Source organism: Rhizobium sp. BIGb0125, from assembly GCF_024810055.1.
Lineage (GTDB): Bacteria > Pseudomonadota > Alphaproteobacteria > Rhizobiales > Rhizobiaceae > Agrobacterium.
The window spans coordinates 135,041-151,991 of sequence record NZ_JANUDV010000007.1 but is presented as its reverse complement, the minus strand read 5'-3'; the positions used below and the strand labels follow the sequence as shown (position 1 = coordinate 151,991).

15 protein-coding genes are annotated in these 16,951 nt (G+C 55.6%); 3 read left to right on the top strand and 12 right to left on the bottom strand.

The window, feature by feature from the left end:
- Positions 1 to 639 precede the first annotated feature (639 nt).
- On the bottom strand, positions 640 to 2,127 hold the full coding sequence (locus M2418_RS19910; RefSeq protein WP_259148741.1) for an NAD-dependent succinate-semialdehyde dehydrogenase: 1,488 nt from the start codon (positions 2,125 to 2,127) through the stop codon (positions 640 to 642).
- Positions 2,128 to 2,144: 17 nt separating this feature from the next.
- Here M2418_RS19910 and M2418_RS19905 point away from each other — a divergent pair, with 17 nt between their 5' ends.
- The gene (locus M2418_RS19905; RefSeq protein ID WP_259148739.1) at positions 2,145 to 2,429 is read left to right on the top strand and encodes a hypothetical protein; all 285 of its coding nucleotides are present in this window, start codon (positions 2,145 to 2,147) and stop codon (positions 2,427 to 2,429) included.
- 52 nt (positions 2,430 to 2,481) lie between these two features.
- On the opposite strand, the gene M2418_RS19900 is transcribed toward M2418_RS19905, so the two are convergent.
- From M2418_RS19900 to M2418_RS19875, 6 genes are all read right to left on the bottom strand, one after another.
- Positions 2,482 to 3,543 carry an ornithine cyclodeaminase gene (locus tag M2418_RS19900; protein ID WP_250984464.1) on the bottom strand — a complete coding sequence of 354 codons (1,062 nt, stop codon included), beginning with the start codon at positions 3,541 to 3,543 and terminating at the stop codon, positions 2,482 to 2,484.
- Between the two features lie 60 nt (positions 3,544 to 3,603).
- Positions 3,604 to 5,295 carry a M20/M25/M40 family metallo-hydrolase gene (locus M2418_RS19895; RefSeq protein ID WP_250984463.1) on the bottom strand — a complete coding sequence of 564 codons (1,692 nt, stop codon included), beginning with the start codon at positions 5,293 to 5,295 and terminating at the stop codon, positions 3,604 to 3,606.
- A gap of 12 nt (positions 5,296 to 5,307) precedes the next feature.
- Positions 5,308 to 6,072, bottom strand: a complete 765-nt coding sequence (locus M2418_RS19890) for an amino acid ABC transporter ATP-binding protein (RefSeq protein ID WP_285200752.1) — start codon at positions 6,070 to 6,072, stop codon at positions 5,308 to 5,310.
- The gene (locus M2418_RS19885) at positions 6,069 to 6,725 is read right to left on the bottom strand and encodes an amino acid ABC transporter permease (protein ID WP_250984462.1); all 657 of its coding nucleotides are present in this window, start codon (positions 6,723 to 6,725) and stop codon (positions 6,069 to 6,071) included. Before M2418_RS19885 ends, M2418_RS19890 begins: the two co-directional genes overlap by 4 nt.
- Positions 6,722 to 7,384 carry an amino acid ABC transporter permease gene (locus M2418_RS19880; RefSeq protein WP_192489786.1) on the bottom strand — a complete coding sequence of 221 codons (663 nt, stop codon included), beginning with the start codon at positions 7,382 to 7,384 and terminating at the stop codon, positions 6,722 to 6,724. The genes M2418_RS19885 and M2418_RS19880 overlap by 4 nt, the downstream gene beginning before the upstream one ends.
- Before the next feature lie 148 nt (positions 7,385 to 7,532).
- Complete coding sequence (locus tag M2418_RS19875) at positions 7,533 to 8,306, bottom strand: transporter substrate-binding domain-containing protein (RefSeq protein ID WP_250984461.1); 774 nt, start codon at positions 8,304 to 8,306, stop codon at positions 7,533 to 7,535.
- Positions 8,307 to 8,549: 243 nt separating this feature from the next.
- On the opposite strand from M2418_RS19875, the gene M2418_RS19870 reads away from it, so the two are divergent.
- Positions 8,550 to 8,963, top strand: a complete 414-nt coding sequence (locus M2418_RS19870) for an Lrp/AsnC family transcriptional regulator (protein WP_192489787.1) — start codon at positions 8,550 to 8,552, stop codon at positions 8,961 to 8,963.
- 58 nt (positions 8,964 to 9,021) lie between these two features.
- Here M2418_RS19870 and M2418_RS19865 read toward each other — a convergent pair whose 3' ends face one another.
- Complete coding sequence (locus M2418_RS19865) at positions 9,022 to 10,440, bottom strand: RtcB family protein (protein ID WP_259148734.1); 1,419 nt, start codon at positions 10,438 to 10,440, stop codon at positions 9,022 to 9,024.
- 599 nt (positions 10,441 to 11,039) lie between these two features.
- On the bottom strand, positions 11,040 to 12,593 hold the full coding sequence (locus M2418_RS19860) for an RNA-binding protein (protein ID WP_259148732.1): 1,554 nt from the start codon (positions 12,591 to 12,593) through the stop codon (positions 11,040 to 11,042).
- A 211-nt stretch (positions 12,594 to 12,804) separates the two neighbouring features.
- Here M2418_RS19860 and rtcR point away from each other — a divergent pair, with 211 nt between their 5' ends.
- A complete protein-coding gene (gene rtcR / locus M2418_RS19855; RefSeq protein ID WP_259148731.1) occupies positions 12,805 to 14,421 on the top strand; it encodes an RNA repair transcriptional activator RtcR in 1,617 nt (538 codons plus the stop codon).
- A gap of 15 nt (positions 14,422 to 14,436) precedes the next feature.
- Here the strand turns inward: rtcR and M2418_RS19850 are convergent, their stop codons facing one another.
- From M2418_RS19850 to M2418_RS19840, 3 genes are read right to left on the bottom strand one after another with little or no spacing between them, the layout of a single operon-like run.
- The gene (locus tag M2418_RS19850) at positions 14,437 to 15,453 is read right to left on the bottom strand and encodes a substrate-binding domain-containing protein (protein WP_250984457.1); all 1,017 of its coding nucleotides are present in this window, start codon (positions 15,451 to 15,453) and stop codon (positions 14,437 to 14,439) included.
- Positions 15,450 to 16,064 (bottom strand): dual specificity protein phosphatase, encoded by a 615-nt coding sequence (locus tag M2418_RS19845; RefSeq protein ID WP_250984456.1) that lies wholly within the window; start codon positions 16,062 to 16,064, stop codon positions 15,450 to 15,452. Before M2418_RS19845 ends, M2418_RS19850 begins: the two co-directional genes overlap by 4 nt.
- The gene (locus M2418_RS19840; protein ID WP_259148730.1) at positions 16,061 to 16,882 is read right to left on the bottom strand and encodes an inositol monophosphatase family protein; all 822 of its coding nucleotides are present in this window, start codon (positions 16,880 to 16,882) and stop codon (positions 16,061 to 16,063) included. The genes M2418_RS19845 and M2418_RS19840 overlap by 4 nt, the downstream gene beginning before the upstream one ends.
- Positions 16,883 to 16,951: the final 69 nt, after the last annotated feature.

The window sequence follows — 16,951 nt, the reverse complement described above, 5'->3', positions numbered from 1 at the left end:
TGTCGAAGTGGAGTTAGGCGCAGCATCTGCTGCATATGTACGTCTTGGTGAAATCGCCAAAGTGGCTACAGCAGCACCTGCAGTTAGCAACGCACGACGGCGGGTAATGGAAGAAAAAATCTCGTTCATGTGAGTGACGCCCGTAAACCTGTGTTTCAGTTTCAGGCGACACGTGTTCGTCTGATGCACGGATATTGCAGCCAAACTAGCGCCGTAACAATTGCACCAATAATTGATATTTTATTGCGTATAATGAAATAATGTGCGTGACACGTCTATTAAGCGGACTGAGCATAAGGACACACAGTTACAGCCCGGCGACAGAGGCGGATAATGTGCTTGAAGAGCCCGTCACAGGCGGTTTAACTCACCACTGACATGACCTCTTTAATCGCCTCATTCACTGGCCTGAGAAACATGACAGCCATCAGTTTTGCGTCATCAGCGTCAAATTTCTTGCTGAATTTACGCAGTTCAAACAGTTGGTCAAGCTGGTCGATGCCAGCTTTGCACACTCAACTCCTGATAGTGCGATCTTTGAACGCTACAGTGAGCGAAGGGAGACGGACATGACAACAAATCGCCGCGTTAGGAACAAACAGCGGCACAATGTGCCGCTGCGGTTTGATCCGGCGAAGCTTAAACGCCATCCACCTGAAGGCAGAGGTATTTCACCTCGACATAATCCTCGATGCCGTATTTCGAGCCTTCACGGCCCTGGCCGGATTGTTTGATACCGCCGAATGGTGCGACTTCGGTGGAGATCAAGCCAGTATTGATACCGACCATGCCATATTCTAGCGCCTCGGCAACCCGGAAGACCCGTGACAAATCCTTGGCATAAAAATAGGAAGCAAGGCCAAACTCCGTGTCATTGGCCATGTCGATCACGTCACTTTCCGTCTCGAACCGGAACAGCGGCGCAACCGGCCCGAAGGTTTCTTCTTTCGCCACCTTCATCGCCGATGTGACGCCAGTCAGAATGGTCGGCTGGAAAAACAGTCCACCCCGTGCATCACGTTTGCCACCGACAGCAATGGCGCCACCTTTTTCCAGAGCATCGGCAATGTGCTCCTCCACCTTCTCGACCGCTTTTTCGGTGATCAGCGGGCCAGCAACGACGCCTTCTTCAAATCCGTCGCCAACTTTCATGGCAGAAACTTTGGCAGCCAGCTTTTCGGCAAAGGCATCATAAACCGCGGCCTGAACGTAAATGCGGTTAGCGCAGACGCAGGTCTGGCCGTTGTTGCGATATTTCGAGATCATTGCACCTTCAACGGCAGCATCAAGGTCTGCATCATCAAACACGATGAAGGGTGCATTGCCGCCAAGCTCAAGGCCCAGCTTCATGATCTGTTCGGCACCTTGACGCATCAGTATCTTGCCAACCCCCGTTGAGCCCGTGAAGGTCAACTTGCGAACCTTGTCATTTTCGGTGAATTCCAGACCGATGTCTGCAGACTTTCTCGAGGTGACAACATTGAACACACCGGCCGGCAGACCGGCCCTTTCAGCCAGCACCGCGAGCGCAAGCGCAGACAGCGGTGTCTCAGCTGCAGGCTTGGAGACCATCGCGCAGCCCGCTGCAACAGCAGGTGCAAATTTTCGCGCCAGCATGGCATTGGGGAAATTCCATGGAGTGATGGAGGCCACCACGCCAATCGGCTGTTTCAGCACGATAATGCGCTTGTCCGGCTGGTGGCCGGGAATGGTATCGCCATACACCCGTTTGGCTTCCTCGCCAAACCACTCGACATAGGCCGCACCATAGAGGATTTCACCCTTCGCCTCGGTTAGCGGCTTGCCCATTTCCATGGTCAGGATCGCCGCAAGGTCATCGGCATTGGCAACCATCAGGTCATAAAGTTTGCGGAGCACCGCAGCGCGCTCCTTGCCCGTCTTTTTTGCCCAGAGTTTTTGCGCCTTGTGGGCTGCATCAATGGCGCGTGCAGCATCGGCCCGGGTCATGTCGGGCAATGTGGCAATCACCTCACCGGTCGACGGGTTGGTAACAACGAAACTCGCGCCGCCCTCACCGCTCGCCTGCCATTGACCGTTGATCAACGCCTTGTCGGTGGCCAACGTGGGGTCTTTCAGTTTGGCAAGAAGTGTTTCGGACAGGGCCATGGCGGAAGTCTCCTTCAATGGCTGAAATCAGAGAGCTGAAATCAGGTGCAACGTTACGGAACCGAATTCACCGGACACCGCGTGAGGTGTCAAGAGAATGCGTGTGTTGCATCAGGTTCGAAACTCAACCATGCCTGATCTCCGCGACTAATACTGGAAACCGCATGGTATCCGGACCAACGCAAATTCGCAAAATTTTTGCTGAAATCGAACGCAATGCGCCGGAAGCGGCAGCATTAGCCTGCCGCGCTCACGTTGAGGCGGCATCTGCAATTGCCAAACAAATCCTCGGCAAAAGATGACAGTCTGATTTTGGGGATGCGGGCAATTCGCCCGCATCTTTCTTTGATATGTTCAGGCGGCCTGCAACTTTGCCTCGCATCGCAACAGCATGCCGTAGAGATCGCGCGGCTCGTCTGGGTCCGCCAGCAGATCGAGGTCAACAAACAGGCCTGTTTCTTCAAGCTTGCTGCGGACATAGCGAAGAGCTGAAAAGTCCTCGATTGCAAAACCAACGCTGTCAAACAGGGTTATGGCGCGTTCGTTGTCACGACCCTGCTTTTTACCAGCAATCACTTCCCACAGTTCTTTGACCGGATAATCCGCGTCTAGCTGCTGAATTTCGCCTTCAATACGGGTCTGGGGCGGATATTCGACAAATATGTCCGACCGCAAAAGGATGTCCTTGTGAAGTTCGGTTTTGCCTGGGCAATCACCACCCACCGCATTGATGTGAATTCCAGGTCCAACCATATTGTCGGAAAGGATTGTCGCATTCAGCTTGTCGGCGGTGACCGTTGTTACGATATCGGCGCCCTCCACCGCTTCCTGCGGCGACGCGCACTTGGTAATCGAGAAACCCTTGGCGCTGAGGTTGCGGGCGCAACGCTCCGTCGCACTTGGGTCCAGATCATAAAGGCGCAGCTGATCGACACCGAGGATCGCCTTGAACGCTAAGGCCTGGAATTCACTCTGCGCGCCATTTCCGATGATCGCCATGGTACGGGAGTTCGGGCGTGCAAGATGTTTTGCGGCAACCGCAGACATCGCCGCCGTGCGCAACGCCGTCAAAATGGTCATTTCCGACAGCAGCATCGGATAACCGTTGCCAACATCGGAAAGCACACCGAAGGCAGTGACCGTCTGGCGCCCTTCTTTGGTGTTTTTCGGGTGGCCATTCACATATTTGAACCCGTAGAGGGTACCATCGCTGGTTGGCATCAGTTCGATGACGCCCTCATCCGAATGAGACGCGACGCGTGGCGTCTTGTCGAACTGTTCCCAGCGCAGGAAATCTTCCTCGATCACGTCAGCAAGTTCGGTCAGGAATGTTTCCGTTCCAACCTTCAGGACAAGGCGCATCATGTGGTCAACGCTGACAAACGGCACGACATTGAGGTTCTGATTGGCAGTCATATTCGATCTATCCTCACAATTGCTTGGTGGCTTTCACCACCCATTGTTGGTCCACCCTGATCAGGCTTCTGTGCTGTTGTCGCCCAGGAACGTGCGGGCAATGTCCATCACCAGACCCGGCAGAACTTCGAATGCATAGGGAGCATGCACGCGTTCAAGCTTCTGGTGGAATTCGCGTCCCCAAGGTCCGAGATTGACGGTCGGGAAGCTTTTGGCATTCGCTGGCGGCAAATCGATCAAACGCGAAATCGGCGTATTTTCTGAAACAATCGTGCTTCCGCTTGCCGCAAGGCCGAGGAAACTCATGTCGGAAATACCCTGGAAGTGGGGTTTCCACACGATGCTTCTCGATGGATCATTGCCAAGACCAGCGCGTGCCTCTTCAATAGCCTGGAACAACAGGCGGTCATTGCGATCGGACATCCGCAGACGGCTGGACGGATAGTGCAATCCTGCAAAGCCGATCACGATGGCCGGGCCCGAAACGCGGGCAATCGACACAAGCCATTCCGTCAGTTCACGGGTAAGAACCAGCGGGTTGTCGATATGCGCAAGCTCCTGTTCCTTTGTGCGGTATACGGCCTCAAAACCATCTCCAAACGCACGACCTGCAGCTGCCTTCAATTCCTTGAAAGTCACGATCCTTGGCTTGGCAGGTGTTGCACCAGCACTACGGCCAACAAGGCGGCTGTATTCTGCGGATGCCGCAGAGAATTTTTCGACGGCTTCCGTCGCACCGATCATCACTTCCTGCGTAAAACGCGCGAAAAGCTCATCAGCACTCATGGCGTGATAGAGCCAGTTGAAGGCGATCCAAAAACGCTCCGGTGTGGTTACCTCATAACCGCTGCGAAGATCCTTCGCTTCAAGGCAAATCGGCGGTGGAGAGACGTCGTTTTCATCCTTGTCGGCCAGTGAAGCATTGCCCTCAAGCCTTGCGAGAATGCCTGCCCCCATCGCCTGGGCGCTGACGCCTTCATAGGGGTAGCTAGCATGCGAGCTGCAACCGATGACCAAAGCAAACGGAAGCAGTTTTCCGATTGTGCCAGCATAAACCGCGCGACCTTCGCTACCGTCACCCTGATCCGAGGTCACGTCGAGATTGACGCCCGCTTCGATTTCGATGCCAAGATCATCAACAAGTGACGGGAAGGCATCACGCATCGAACGCATACCGCGGCTTTCCCGCTCTTCGTCCGGCGTCGAGACAAACATCAGATTGCCCTTGCGATCAGCATCGGCGGCAAATTTCTCGATGCACGCAACCGCCACCGCAAGACCGCTCTTCATGTCAAGCAAGCCGCGACCGGGCAGAAAGTCTCCACTCAACAGGTCCTGAAGGGCGCGTTCTTCCTGTTCAGAGCGGTCGTCCCGGGCTGACAGGTCCTTGATCAGCGCATCTTTCAGCGCAAGGCTCTCGCAGGAGAGGTCCTTGAGATCATGGTAGTTGTCGGTCGACACCGTGTCGAAGTGACCTGCAAGTGCCAGTGTTCTCTTGCCGGTTCCGCGAACCAGCGCCACGACATTGTGGGTCAACGGATCGCCATGGCTGGCGACAAGCCGCAAGTCATCGGGATTCTGCTGAAAATAAGGGATTTCCTGAAGCAACTCATAAAGGCGGTTCGCGAAGGTCGATTCACCGACTGTGCCTGTTTCGCTTCTCCAAGAGGTCATCCGTAAGGCGAACTCGCGCACGCGAGCACCATCGATCTCGCTTCCGACGCGGGAAGCAAAGTTTTGTTCGCTTGTCATGGCTTTTTCCGTTTAGTTCGAAAGATGTTTTCTGAGGAATGAGCGCGTACGCTCTTCCACCGGGTTGGTTAGGACCTGATCTGGGGCGCCCTGCTCGACCACCACACCGCCGTCCATGAACATGACGTGGTCGGATACTTCGGCTGCAAAGCGCATTTCATGGGTAACGATCAACATGGTCATGTGCTCAGCCGCCAGCTGTTTCATGACCTGGTTCACTTCCTCAACGAGTTCGGGGTCCAGCGCGGACGTCGCCTCATCGAAAAGCATCACCTTTGGCTGCATTGCCAATGCACGGGCAATTGCCACGCGCTGCTTCTGTCCACCGGACAGACGTGCCGGATAGGCATCGCCTTTTTCGGCCAGGCCAACCTTTGCCAGCAACGCGTTGGCGCGATCTCTCGCCTCGACCTTGCTCAACCCTTTCAGCCGCATCGGGCCAATCATGATGTTCTGCAGAACAGTCAGATGCGGAAACAGGTTAAACTGCTGGAACACCATGCCCATTTCCTGACGGATATGGTTGATGTGTTTTTCGAAGGCACGGCCCTTCAAGGGACGATTGACCATCTGGCCATCGAGCCAGATTTCGCCAGAAGATGTTTCCTCCAGCATGTTGATCGACCGCAGAAGGGTACTTTTGCCCGAGCCGCTTGGGCCGATAATCGAAACGATCTTGCCGCGAGCGACCGTCAGGTCAATGCCTTTGAGCACTTCATGAGGCCCGTAGGATTTGCGGATATGCCGCAGTTCGATCATGGGAGTTTGAGCTTTCATCGAATGGCTTCCACTTTGCGGGCCGCGAGACGGAGCAGATATTCCATCACCAGATTGACGACGTAATAAAGCACAGCTGCGGTCAGATAGAATTCGAACGGACGATAGGTTTCGCTGATGGCGCGCTGAGCGTTGAGGACAAGTTCGGTTATCCCCAGCACCGACAACACAGCCGTATCCTTCAGCAGTATGATGCTGTTATTGCCCACCTGCGGCAGTGCCGTCAGGAAAGATTGCGGAATGATGAAGTGCCGCAACGTGGCGAGGTGACCAAAGCCCAGGGAGCGCGCTGCTTCCGCCTGGCCCGGATCGACCGCCTTCAGCGATGCCCGGAAAATATCTGCGTTATAAGCTGCGTAGTGCAGGCCAAGCCCCAGAACCCCTGTCCAGAAGGCCGGCAACAGAACGCCCAACTGAGACAGGCCGTAATACAGCAAATACAGCTGCAGAAGCAGAGGCGTTCCCATAAACAGGAAGATAACGGCACGCACAGGCGCTGCAACAATGCGTGGGCCATAGAGTGTTGTCGTGGCAATGCCAATACCTAAGATGACGCTGACGGTGCCAGCGATGGCGGTAATCACAACCGTCCAGAGCAGGCCGATCAGAAGCATTTCCCAATAGGGCGGTACGACGCTGAAATCGAAACTCATGCTGGAACCTCCCCTTTGGAGGTAAACAGATATTCCACTCCACGTACGGTCAGCGAAATGACTGCAACAATGGCGAGATAAGCAGCACCCGCAACAGCAAACACCTCGAATGGCTTGTAGGTGGAGGTCACAAACCGCTGCGCCGAATAGGTGAGTTCAACCACGCCGATGGTCGAGACAAGGGCGGTACTTTTGGACAGGATGACCGTGTTCACACCCAGCGAGCGGATCATCAGCGGTGCGGCCTGCGGCAGCACGAACAGACGCATCGTATCGAACCGGCCAAAACCGAGAGAGCGGGAGGCTTCGGATTGCCCCTTATCAACGGAAATAATGGCTCCCTTGATACCCTCTGACATGTAGGCACCGATATTGAAGCCCATGGTCAGGACACCCGCCAGAAACGGGGTGAGTTCAAAACCAAGCTGCGGCCCACCGAAAAATACGATGAACAGCTGTACCAACAGCGGCGTGCCGCGCAGAATGCTGACATAAATCGTGGCGGCCCAACGGACAGCCGTTATTCTCGAAAACCGGCCGGTTACCACCACAGCCGCAACAACAAGACCAATCGCCAGCGAGCAGACCGTGAGTTGGATGGTTAGAAGCGAGGCTTCCAATACGAAGGGCGTTATCCGCCAGATTAATTGAAAGTCCATTGCGGCCTCTCGGACCTGGCAACCGAACATTTCGGAGCCCGATCTCTGTAAACGGATCGAATGACTGGGCGGAAAATGTCAGGCAGTTTGCACTGCAATCCATTTCCCGCCCCGCGAAACATCAGGCGTTAGCGCGTCAAACCGTGGATTAACGAACGTCCTGGCCGATCCACTTTTTCGAAATGGCCTCATAGGTGCCATCAGCCATCATGTCGTCCAGTGCCTTCTGCATGGCGGCAGCGAGTTCGGGATTGCCCTTACGGACAGCAATACCAACGTCGTAACGTGGCATGCGCTCATCCTTGACCTGTTCTACTGGCGTATTGTTCTTGGCAATGGCGACGAAAACCGGAACGTCATCAGCGATGATGGCGTCGACACGACCAGCCGTCAGGTCAAGAAGCATTTCCGGCAGCCCCTTGTATGTACGCACTTCAAACAAGTTCTGTTCGCGAGCCCATTTTTCTGCGGCTTCGCCGAGTGTCACGCCAACATTCTTGCCCTTCAGTTCATCGATATTGGCAACGCCAGCACCAGAGCGAACAAAGGCCGCAAGACCGGAGCGGTAATAAGGACCAACGAAGTCCACTGCCTTCTTGCGCTCTTCGGTCACGCTCATCGAACCGATGATGGTGTCGTAGCGGCCGGTGACCAGACCAGCGATAATACCATCCCAGGCAGTGGTAATGATTTCCGGTTCCACTTTCAGGCGCTTGGCAATTTCAGAACCGATCTCGACGTCAAATCCAACAACCTTGTTGCTTTCGTCAACGAAGCTGAACGGAGGGAAAACGCCCGACAGTGCAATCGAAAGCTTGCCGGCTTTCTGGACTTTTTCCAGATCGTCAGCATGTGCGCTTGTGAAAGGCAAGCAGAGGGTCGCAGCAACAAAAAGGCCGTAAATTGCGCGAGTAAGTTTCATGCAGGTCGTCTCCCAAAAAGATGTCCCGGCTCATAGCAGGACGTCGTGTGTATAGCTTCGATGTCTTCGAATTGCTGCTATCAACCGGCCCACTCTTTTGGATTATCCCGCTTTTTTCGAGGGCCAGCTCTTGCTCAGCGATGACAATTGGTAATTCGAGAAACGAGAACAAAAAAGAATACAAAGTGCTCGAAAATTTCATATAATAACGAAATAGTAAGTCATTTGACGAAATGGTAAAAAATGGACGACCTTGATAGACGGCTGATTGCGGAGTTGCGGATCAATGGCAGGGCGTCGGTTCCACAGCTTGCGCAGATTCTTGGTGTCGCCCGCGCCACCGCTCAAAAGCGGCTCGATCGCCTGATTGAATCAGGCGACATCAAGGGTTTCACCGTCAGGTTGAAAGACGACATCAGCCGCGATCTGATCCGAGCCTTTATCCTCGTTGAAGTGTCCGGCTCACCAAAGCACACAGTGTCGGCCATCAAACGCTTGCCGGGCGTGGCGTCTCTTTCCAATACAAATGGTGTCTGGGATGCAGTCGCCGAAATCGAGGTATCCACGATGTCCGAGTTGAACCAGCTGATTTCAACGGTGCGCGGCACCGAAGGTGTGTCAAAAAGCGAGACCTTCATCCTGCTTGGTCCGGCCTGACCGGCCCAGCTTAACGGGCGTGCTTGAACGAGGCGGCATCAGCCGCCTCGCCCGATATTCAGCGACGTTTCTTACGCCATGGCGCATTCTTCTGCCAGTCACCAGCCATGATGCTTCCAAACGGGATCACCTCGTCGACCACTTCGGCAAGGCCGTAATGTTCGATCTGGGAACGCACATTGGCCGCCGACTTGTAGGCACCCGGCAGTTCGGACACGTCCGCTTCTCCCGAAAAGAAGCGTACATCCAGTCCAGCCGTCTCTTTTGCCATGATGTCGGCAATGTTGTTCGGGCTCAGCCCACGGCAATCGGCGCCATATTCCGCCGCGAGACGCCGCAAATGAGCGCTACGCGAAAAGTTACGGCCCGCGCCATGCGGTGAGAAACCCAGACCATGAGCAGCATTGGAGCCACGCACGATCAGGATCGGCTCCGCCATGTTGAGCGGAATGATCGTCAGATCGGTCGCATCCTCAGCCCAGCCATCAAAGGCAGGCGTCGCCCCCTTACCGTGGTAGAACAGACCGTCTGACTTTCGGAACACAAAGTTATGTTCGTTCCAGAAACGGTCCGACACCTTGGCAGACAGCTTTTCCGCCGTCATGTCATGCAGCACATAATGGTTTTCCTTCGTCCACTGGCGGATGGACTGCAGAGCCGACCAGTAAAGATCACCCTCCTCGGTATCCGCCGGAATCCAGGCATTGTCGCGGTGTGTTTCCGGTGACAATTGTTCACGGAATTTGTTTGCCACCTTCATTCCACGTTCATACAGCCGGGCACCGGGCGCTCGCGATCCATGATGGGTAACCAGTGCCGTCTCGCCGGTCGACTTCATCGTTCCGACATAGGCAAAATGGTTGCCGTCACCCTGCGTTGCAAAGTGCTCGATACCAACATTCAACGCCGCACCGCTCAGATACGGGTTCTGCTGGAAAGCCGCCAATGTTGCTTCGGACGGTTTGACACGCTGATCAACGGCACGACCACCAGGCCCGAAATGCGTCACGGAGTGGATCGCATCCAGCAACGACTTTGGATCAACGCCGGGGAAGATCGAGATTGCCATGGAGCAGCAGATATCGGCCGAATGCATGCCAGGATGGATCGCCTCGGAAGCAACCACGCCACCAACAGGAATGGTTCCCACCGGTCCGGCTGGGCAGGCGTCCGGCATGATTGCCGCCGCGCGCACAACAGGCGTGCGGACAAGCGCCCGCATGGTAGCATTGACCTTCTCGACATTGTCTTGTTCGAACACGTTTTCGGCACGGATGTTGGAATAGATCTCGACATCGCCATCCGTTTTCAGCGGTACAGTCGGGGCTGGCCGGAATGCGAGCGCTGTCGCCATCGCGGCACTCATCGAACCGCCCTCATTCAAAACCCTGTTGGCGGCATCCAGCGCCGGGCGAAACCACTTGCCCTGCGGCATGCCCGCGTCAATCAAATCCTGTCCGCTTACGATCTCAACCATCTTCTTTTCTGCGTTCGCAGTCCTTCTCATTCATTCATCATTGCCGGACAACGTTCCGTCTTCCGGCATTTTCAAAATTGAAAGGCAGCGGCGACGAGGTTGAACGAAACATGGGGGGCTCCGCTCGTGCCAGAGAGCGCTGCCGGGGATGGGAGTCGAACCCATCAAGCCACCCCTAACGTGGAGGCTGTAGTTCCGTTCGGCATTCGCCGCTGCATTTCGGTCGTGGCGACCAGAATGAGGAAACATTCCGCGTCCATACCTTTCGGCATTTGGCGGTGCGGAGTTCGAATCCGCTCCCCGTTAGGGTTTACCGATGTAGTTTCCCCGGCATTCGCCACGTCTTCCAGTGTTGCTCACGGCGACAAGAGGTTGAAAGAAACACTTTTCGATGTAGTTTCTTTCGGTATTCGCCATGCATTTCATTCTGTCCGTGACGACAAAAATTGCTGGAACGCCTGCTCTATCCGCTGAGCTACGGGGTCATAAATGGGGACCCCGGCGGGATTCGAACCCGCGACCTGGAGATTAACAGTCTGTAGTTCCAATCGGCATTCGTCACGGTATCCTGCGCCCTTCACTGGTGGCGCAGGACAATGTCAAAGATCGATCGCCTCGATCTGGCGCAGCCATTCCCCTGCACCGGACTTGCCCGCCGCGAAGTTGGCTATAGCGTCATAAACGGCGTCGGAAAAACCACCGATGTTCAAGACATCCGCGGCCTTGGCAGGCGTCTGGACGTAGGGCTGGATATCGAGACACACCAGCTTTGCAGCCGGGTTGCGTCGCTTGATCCGCGCCCATTCAACCATCATGCCTGTCGCCTGGCCTTCACCGCGGTCATCGATCCAGGACTGGTTGTCCGAAACGAAAACCACGAGGTCGACCTTGGCCTTTTCCTTCACCAGCCGTTGCAGCGGTGCCGAGCAATTGGTTCCGCCGCCGCCGATGGCCGCAAGCTTTGCAGCATTGGTCATCACGCTATCGCGGCCGTTCAATTTTACGTCCACCACCCGGTTTTCAAACGGCAGTACCCGTGCACGCGGGTTACGCCGCAGGAACGAGGCTGCCACAAGAGCGGCCACATCAATGCAACGAACCGCTGACGTGGCCCCCTTTCGGTACCCGGTCACTGGCGAACCCATCGAGCCCGATACGTCAGGGCAGACCACCACATTGCCTTTGAACACCGGCACACTGGAAATTGCGGTTTCCATTGCGTCCTGCAATGCATCGGCAACTTCGCCGGGCACCGTCTGCCCAGCCATATGCCAGGCAACCAGCAACTGGTACGGAAACACCCGCGCCTTGCGAACCGTCTGCGGATCAGCGAGTTTGGCGGCCAGCTTTTCAGCAATACCGGGCACCTCAAACACGCCGTTGCGGGCAAATGTATTGAGGTTCTGGCGCACCATCTGCCAGGATCCGCTAAGTGCCACTTCCGCCCACTGCTCCTTTGTCAGCTTGAGCGAGGTCAGCATCTGGAACGGCACAGCTGGCAGAGCCCGGCTGGTATCCCGCTTGAATGCCTCGAAAGCCTTCACTTCGGCTGGCAGTGCAGCAAGATCGTATGGCTTGCCGATTGCCCATGCATACAATGCTGCACGTTCCGCATCCTTTGGCTTTGGATGCACCATACGGATAACATCCGGAAGCGAAGGATCATTGCCGACCATCGCCTGCAGGAATTGCGGCACCGTACGTGTATCAAGCCATGCCTGAACCATCTTTTTAGGACGTGTTCCAAGCGACTTGCGGCCCGCAGTTCCAGAACGCATGATCTGCACAAAACCGCGCAACATCTTGCCGCTTCTCACCACCCGCGGGAAAGCACGCGTAAAGGCATCGCTCTCAAAGCCGGATAACATTGCCAGCAACATGACCGGCATGTCTTTCATATGGCCTTGTTCAGCCGCATAGATTGCCAGTTTCGCCAGAAATTCCGGCTCGACCTCTGAAGCAAGCTTCACCACCGCATCCAGCTGCTCACCGGCATTGGCGTAAAACGTGTCATTGAACGTTCCTGTCTCCGCATACTGCGCAAGTGCTTCACGCGGCGTCAGGGCATAGGCAGCGGCGCTAGCATGATTGACGGCATCCGTCTGCGGCAGCAGCTTGCCGAAATAAGATTTGAAGATTGCCGTGTTCACCATGGCCGCACCTTTTTGTTTGTTTCTGCCAGATACATTTCAAGTGGCGTGCCAGTTTGCTTTCGACGGCGCGAAAACATAGCGAAAGCGAATTCAAACCTTTGATTTTAATCATTTAAAAAATTCGAAAGCTTTTTCAACATCCAGAATTGCCAATCAACGGCAATCTCATTAAATTATCCAGTAATATAAGATTTATCTTTTTGGATAATACATGAAGCGACGTGTTGCTATCAGCATTCTGGGGACGACACTGGATATGGGCGGACGCCAGGACAGATGGAGCCGCTGGCGGCCCAATGTCGCGCTGACTCAGCAACCCGGCATGTTTTTTGATCGTGTTGAGCTGATCCACGACACCCAGTTTGGCAGGCTGGCGGAAACCATCATTGGTGATATCGAGACCGTCTCGCCCGCGACCCAGGTTCGTCAGAACATCATCAATCTCACCGACCCCTGGGATTTCTCGGAGGTCTACACAAAGCTGCGTGATTTTGCCCGCACGTATGATTTCGATCCAGACACAGAGGATTATCTCGTCAACATCACCACCGGCACGCATGTGGCGCAGATATGCTGGTTCCTTTTGACGGAAGCCCGCATCATTCCCGCCCGCCTGTTGCAGCTATCGCCGCCACGCGACCATGAACTGCCAGGCGATTATGCTGGCAAGCACACCGTCATCGACCTTGACCTTTCTCGTTACGATGAAATCGCCACCCGCTTTGCCTCTGAGCGAGAGGAAGCAACCTCGTTTCTGAAGTCCGGGATTTCGACGCGCAACGCCGCCTTCAACCGCATGATTGACGAGATTGAACAGGTTGGGATGCGCTCGGTTGCACCTTTGTTGCTGACCGGCCCGACGGGTGCAGGTAAATCCCAGCTGGCAAAGCGGATTTACGAACTGAAAAAAGCCGAGCGAAAGGTCACGGGTCCATTCGTTGAGGTCAACTGCGCCACGTTACGCGGTGATCAGGCGATGTCGGCGCTGTTCGGTCACGTCAAGGGTGCCTTCACCGGCGCCTCAGGTGAGCGGGCTGGCCTTTTGAAATCCGCAGACAAGGGCGTGCTTTTCCTCGACGAAATCGGCGAGCTTGGTCTGGATGAGCAGGCCATGTGTCTGCGTGCCATCGAGGAAAAGAGGTTTCTGCCTGTTGGTGCGGACAAGGAAACATCGGCCGATTTCCAGTTGCTGGCAGGGACCAACCGCAATCTGCGCGAAGAGGTGCAAAAAGGCCGGTTCCGCGAAGACCTGTTTGCCCGCCTCAACATCTGGACCTTCCAGCTGCCTGCACTGTGCGAACGCAAGGAAGATATCGAGCCTAACCTTGATTTCGAACTGCGCCGTTTTCTGGAAAAGGAAGGCCACAACGTGACCTTCAACAAGGAAGCGCGCGAACGTTATCTAATTTTCGCAACCTCCCCGGAAGCCGCATGGAGCGCCAATTTCCGTGATCTATCGGCATCGGTCATGCGCATGGCAACACTTGCGCCGCAAGGCAGAATAACCGTCGAGGTCGTTCGTCATGAGGCAGAACGCCTCAAGGCCGCCTGGGGAGGCGCCCCTTCAGGCCGCGCAGCAGACCAAATCCTTGTCGATGTCCTCGGCCAAGAAGCCGTCGCAGCACTCGATCTTTTCGATGTCGCTCAACTCACCACTGTTTTGAAAACATGCTGCGAGCATGGGACAGCCAGCGCTGCAGGCCGTGCATTGTTCGCTAACAGCCGCCTTGAGAAAAAAAGCAGCAATGACGCCGACCGGCTGAGCAAATATCTGGCAAGGTTCGGTTTGAAATTTGATGATGTCCGACGCCGCGCCACGGCGGGTTGATCGGCCCGACAGGCATCACGAACGCACGGTTTTGCGCCATACGGGAAACGCCCGGAAGGTCGTAACGTGACCGACCGGATTGTCCAGACGCTCTTCCGTCAGGCGCGTCACGATCGCCTCTGCCATTTCTTCGATCGGCTGACGAAACGTCGTGATTGCATACCCTTCCCAACTGGCCTGCTCGATATCGTCAAAACCGACAACACAGAGATCCCTGGGGATTTTCAGCTGAAAATCATTGCGCGCCACGTCGATAAAACCGCAGGCCAGAAGATCGGTCACGCAAAAAACTGCGTCCGGAGGTGTTGCGCCAGGAAGCAACCGCCGCGCCGCCTCTGCGCCGCTGCGATAACTGGTGGAGCCGGCCTTGATCACCTGCGGTGGCTCGAAGCCTGCCTTGGCGACCACGTCGCAGAAAAGTCGTTCGCGGGCCAGCAGGCTGGGAGACCCGTTGGTGGAGGAAACAATCGCAAAGGACTTGCAGCCCGCGCGGGCCAGCATGTGCCACGCATCTTTCATCGCGGTCTCGTGATCGAGGCTAATATGGTCCGCCTCCTCGATCTGTCCCGCACGATTGATGAGAATGACATGCTGGCCGCTTTCGATACAGGTTCGCACCAGTGACACTGGCGGCGCGCCCGAAAGAACGATTGTGGCTGAGGCACGGTAGTTAAGTGTCTGGTGTAGCGCGGACTGAATATCGGCCTCATCACCCGCCGTATTGATGACCATTGCAGCGCGACCGACCGCCTGAATGCGCCGGGTGATGGCTTCCAGCAGCGCCGATTGATAGGGCGCGTGAAGATCACCGCCCAGAATACAGATCGGCCGGCTTTTTTCCTGCGATAGACCACGTGCCAGATGGTTGACGTGATAATTCAGTTCCTCGGCCGCGGCGAGAACCTTGCGACGGGTCTCTTCAGAGACGCTCGCCCCTTCCGTGAAGGTACGCGAAACGGCGGAGCGCGAAACGCCTGCCTTCCGTGCCACTTCAATGGCACTCGCAAAACTCTGTGGCGGCCGGTTGGTCATGCAATCGCCCTTCTTTTTCCTGCCTCGACAAGGCGGATCATATCAGCTGCCTGTTCCGCCGCTCGGATCAATTGCGGTTTTGGCGTTTCAAACCACTCATCGGTACGCAATTGCCTGTTGGTGCGGACATGGGTAATTGCAGCCGCCAGTGTTGGATAAGTCTTTGGCATTTCCAGATGCAGGAATAGCGACACCAAGGCCACAGAGCGGCTGCGACCGGCACGACAGTTTACAAGAACATTGCCCTTTTCCCGATGCGGGTAGGAGGCCCGTTCCGGAAAGGTTTGGTCCAGTGCGCCACGCAGCAGGTAATACCCCGACAGCAGCATGGTGTCGGAATTGCCCGCGCCATCCACAAGCCCAAGCTTGTAATAGCGAAGCAATCCGGGACCGGACGCCAGAATGCCATTCTCATCCGTCTGACCGCCGGAGACAAAATTCACGTCAAAATTCACCGCACAGTTGACGACAATCTTGATGTCATGTTCGGCCAGCAAGGCCGGATCACAGACGGCTTCACGTCCACCAATGTAGAGATCAACATCCCAGCCGGGCAGGTTGCTCTCGATCAGACTAAGATGCGGGCGTTCATATCGCGGAGAAGCACTCATGCTGCCTCTCCCTTGCGATCTTCATCCGCTATGGCAATCCGCATCGCTTGCGAAAAATCGACGGCAACACCGGGGGCTGCGGCAAAGATCGCGCCACCGGTCAGCAATTCGGCCTGCTCCGCCGGATAGGCTCCGGTTACACCACCGGCCTCACGCACCATCAGCAGACCGGCAAGGCAATCCCAGGCGTTCATATAATATTCGGCGTAGCCATCCGTGCGGCCTTCTGCCACCCAGGCAATGGCCAGCGCACCCGACGCGCCACGGCGAATATTGGCGCCTTTTTCCAGCACACGCTGCTGCGCCGCCAAATAATCAGCGCTCTCAACGCGCGGAGACCAGCCAATCTCCACCGATGCATTGGTAATGGCTTCGGTTTTCGCGGCCGTAAGCGGCACACCGTTTTTGGTCGCACCCTGCCCCTTGCGGGCAAAATAGAATTCATTGGACGCCGGATTAAAGATCACGCCCAGCAGTGTTTCACCGTGTTCATGAAAGGCAATCGAAATGCAGAAATGCGGAATGCCACGGGCAAAATTGGCGGTTCCGTCAATCGGATCAATCACCCACAGCCTGTCGGACAGACCACCACCGGCTTCCTCACCCAAAACCCCATCCAAGGGAAATGCCTTTGTTATCAGGGCTCGCACATGGCTTTCCACCGCACCGTCTGCCTCGGTGAGAAAATCCTGCCGTCCCTTGAGCGTAAAATCGCCGGGCTTGCGGGCATGAAAGGCAGCAAGGGCAACAGCACCGGCAGAGGTGGCAACTTCGCGCAAAAGGGCTTCACGGAGGTTCAGTTCATCGACAGTCAGCATGATTTCTTTCGAACGAATGGTGCAAGCCTTGGCTAGAAACAAGGCCTGCCAGTATTGTCACAAATATTC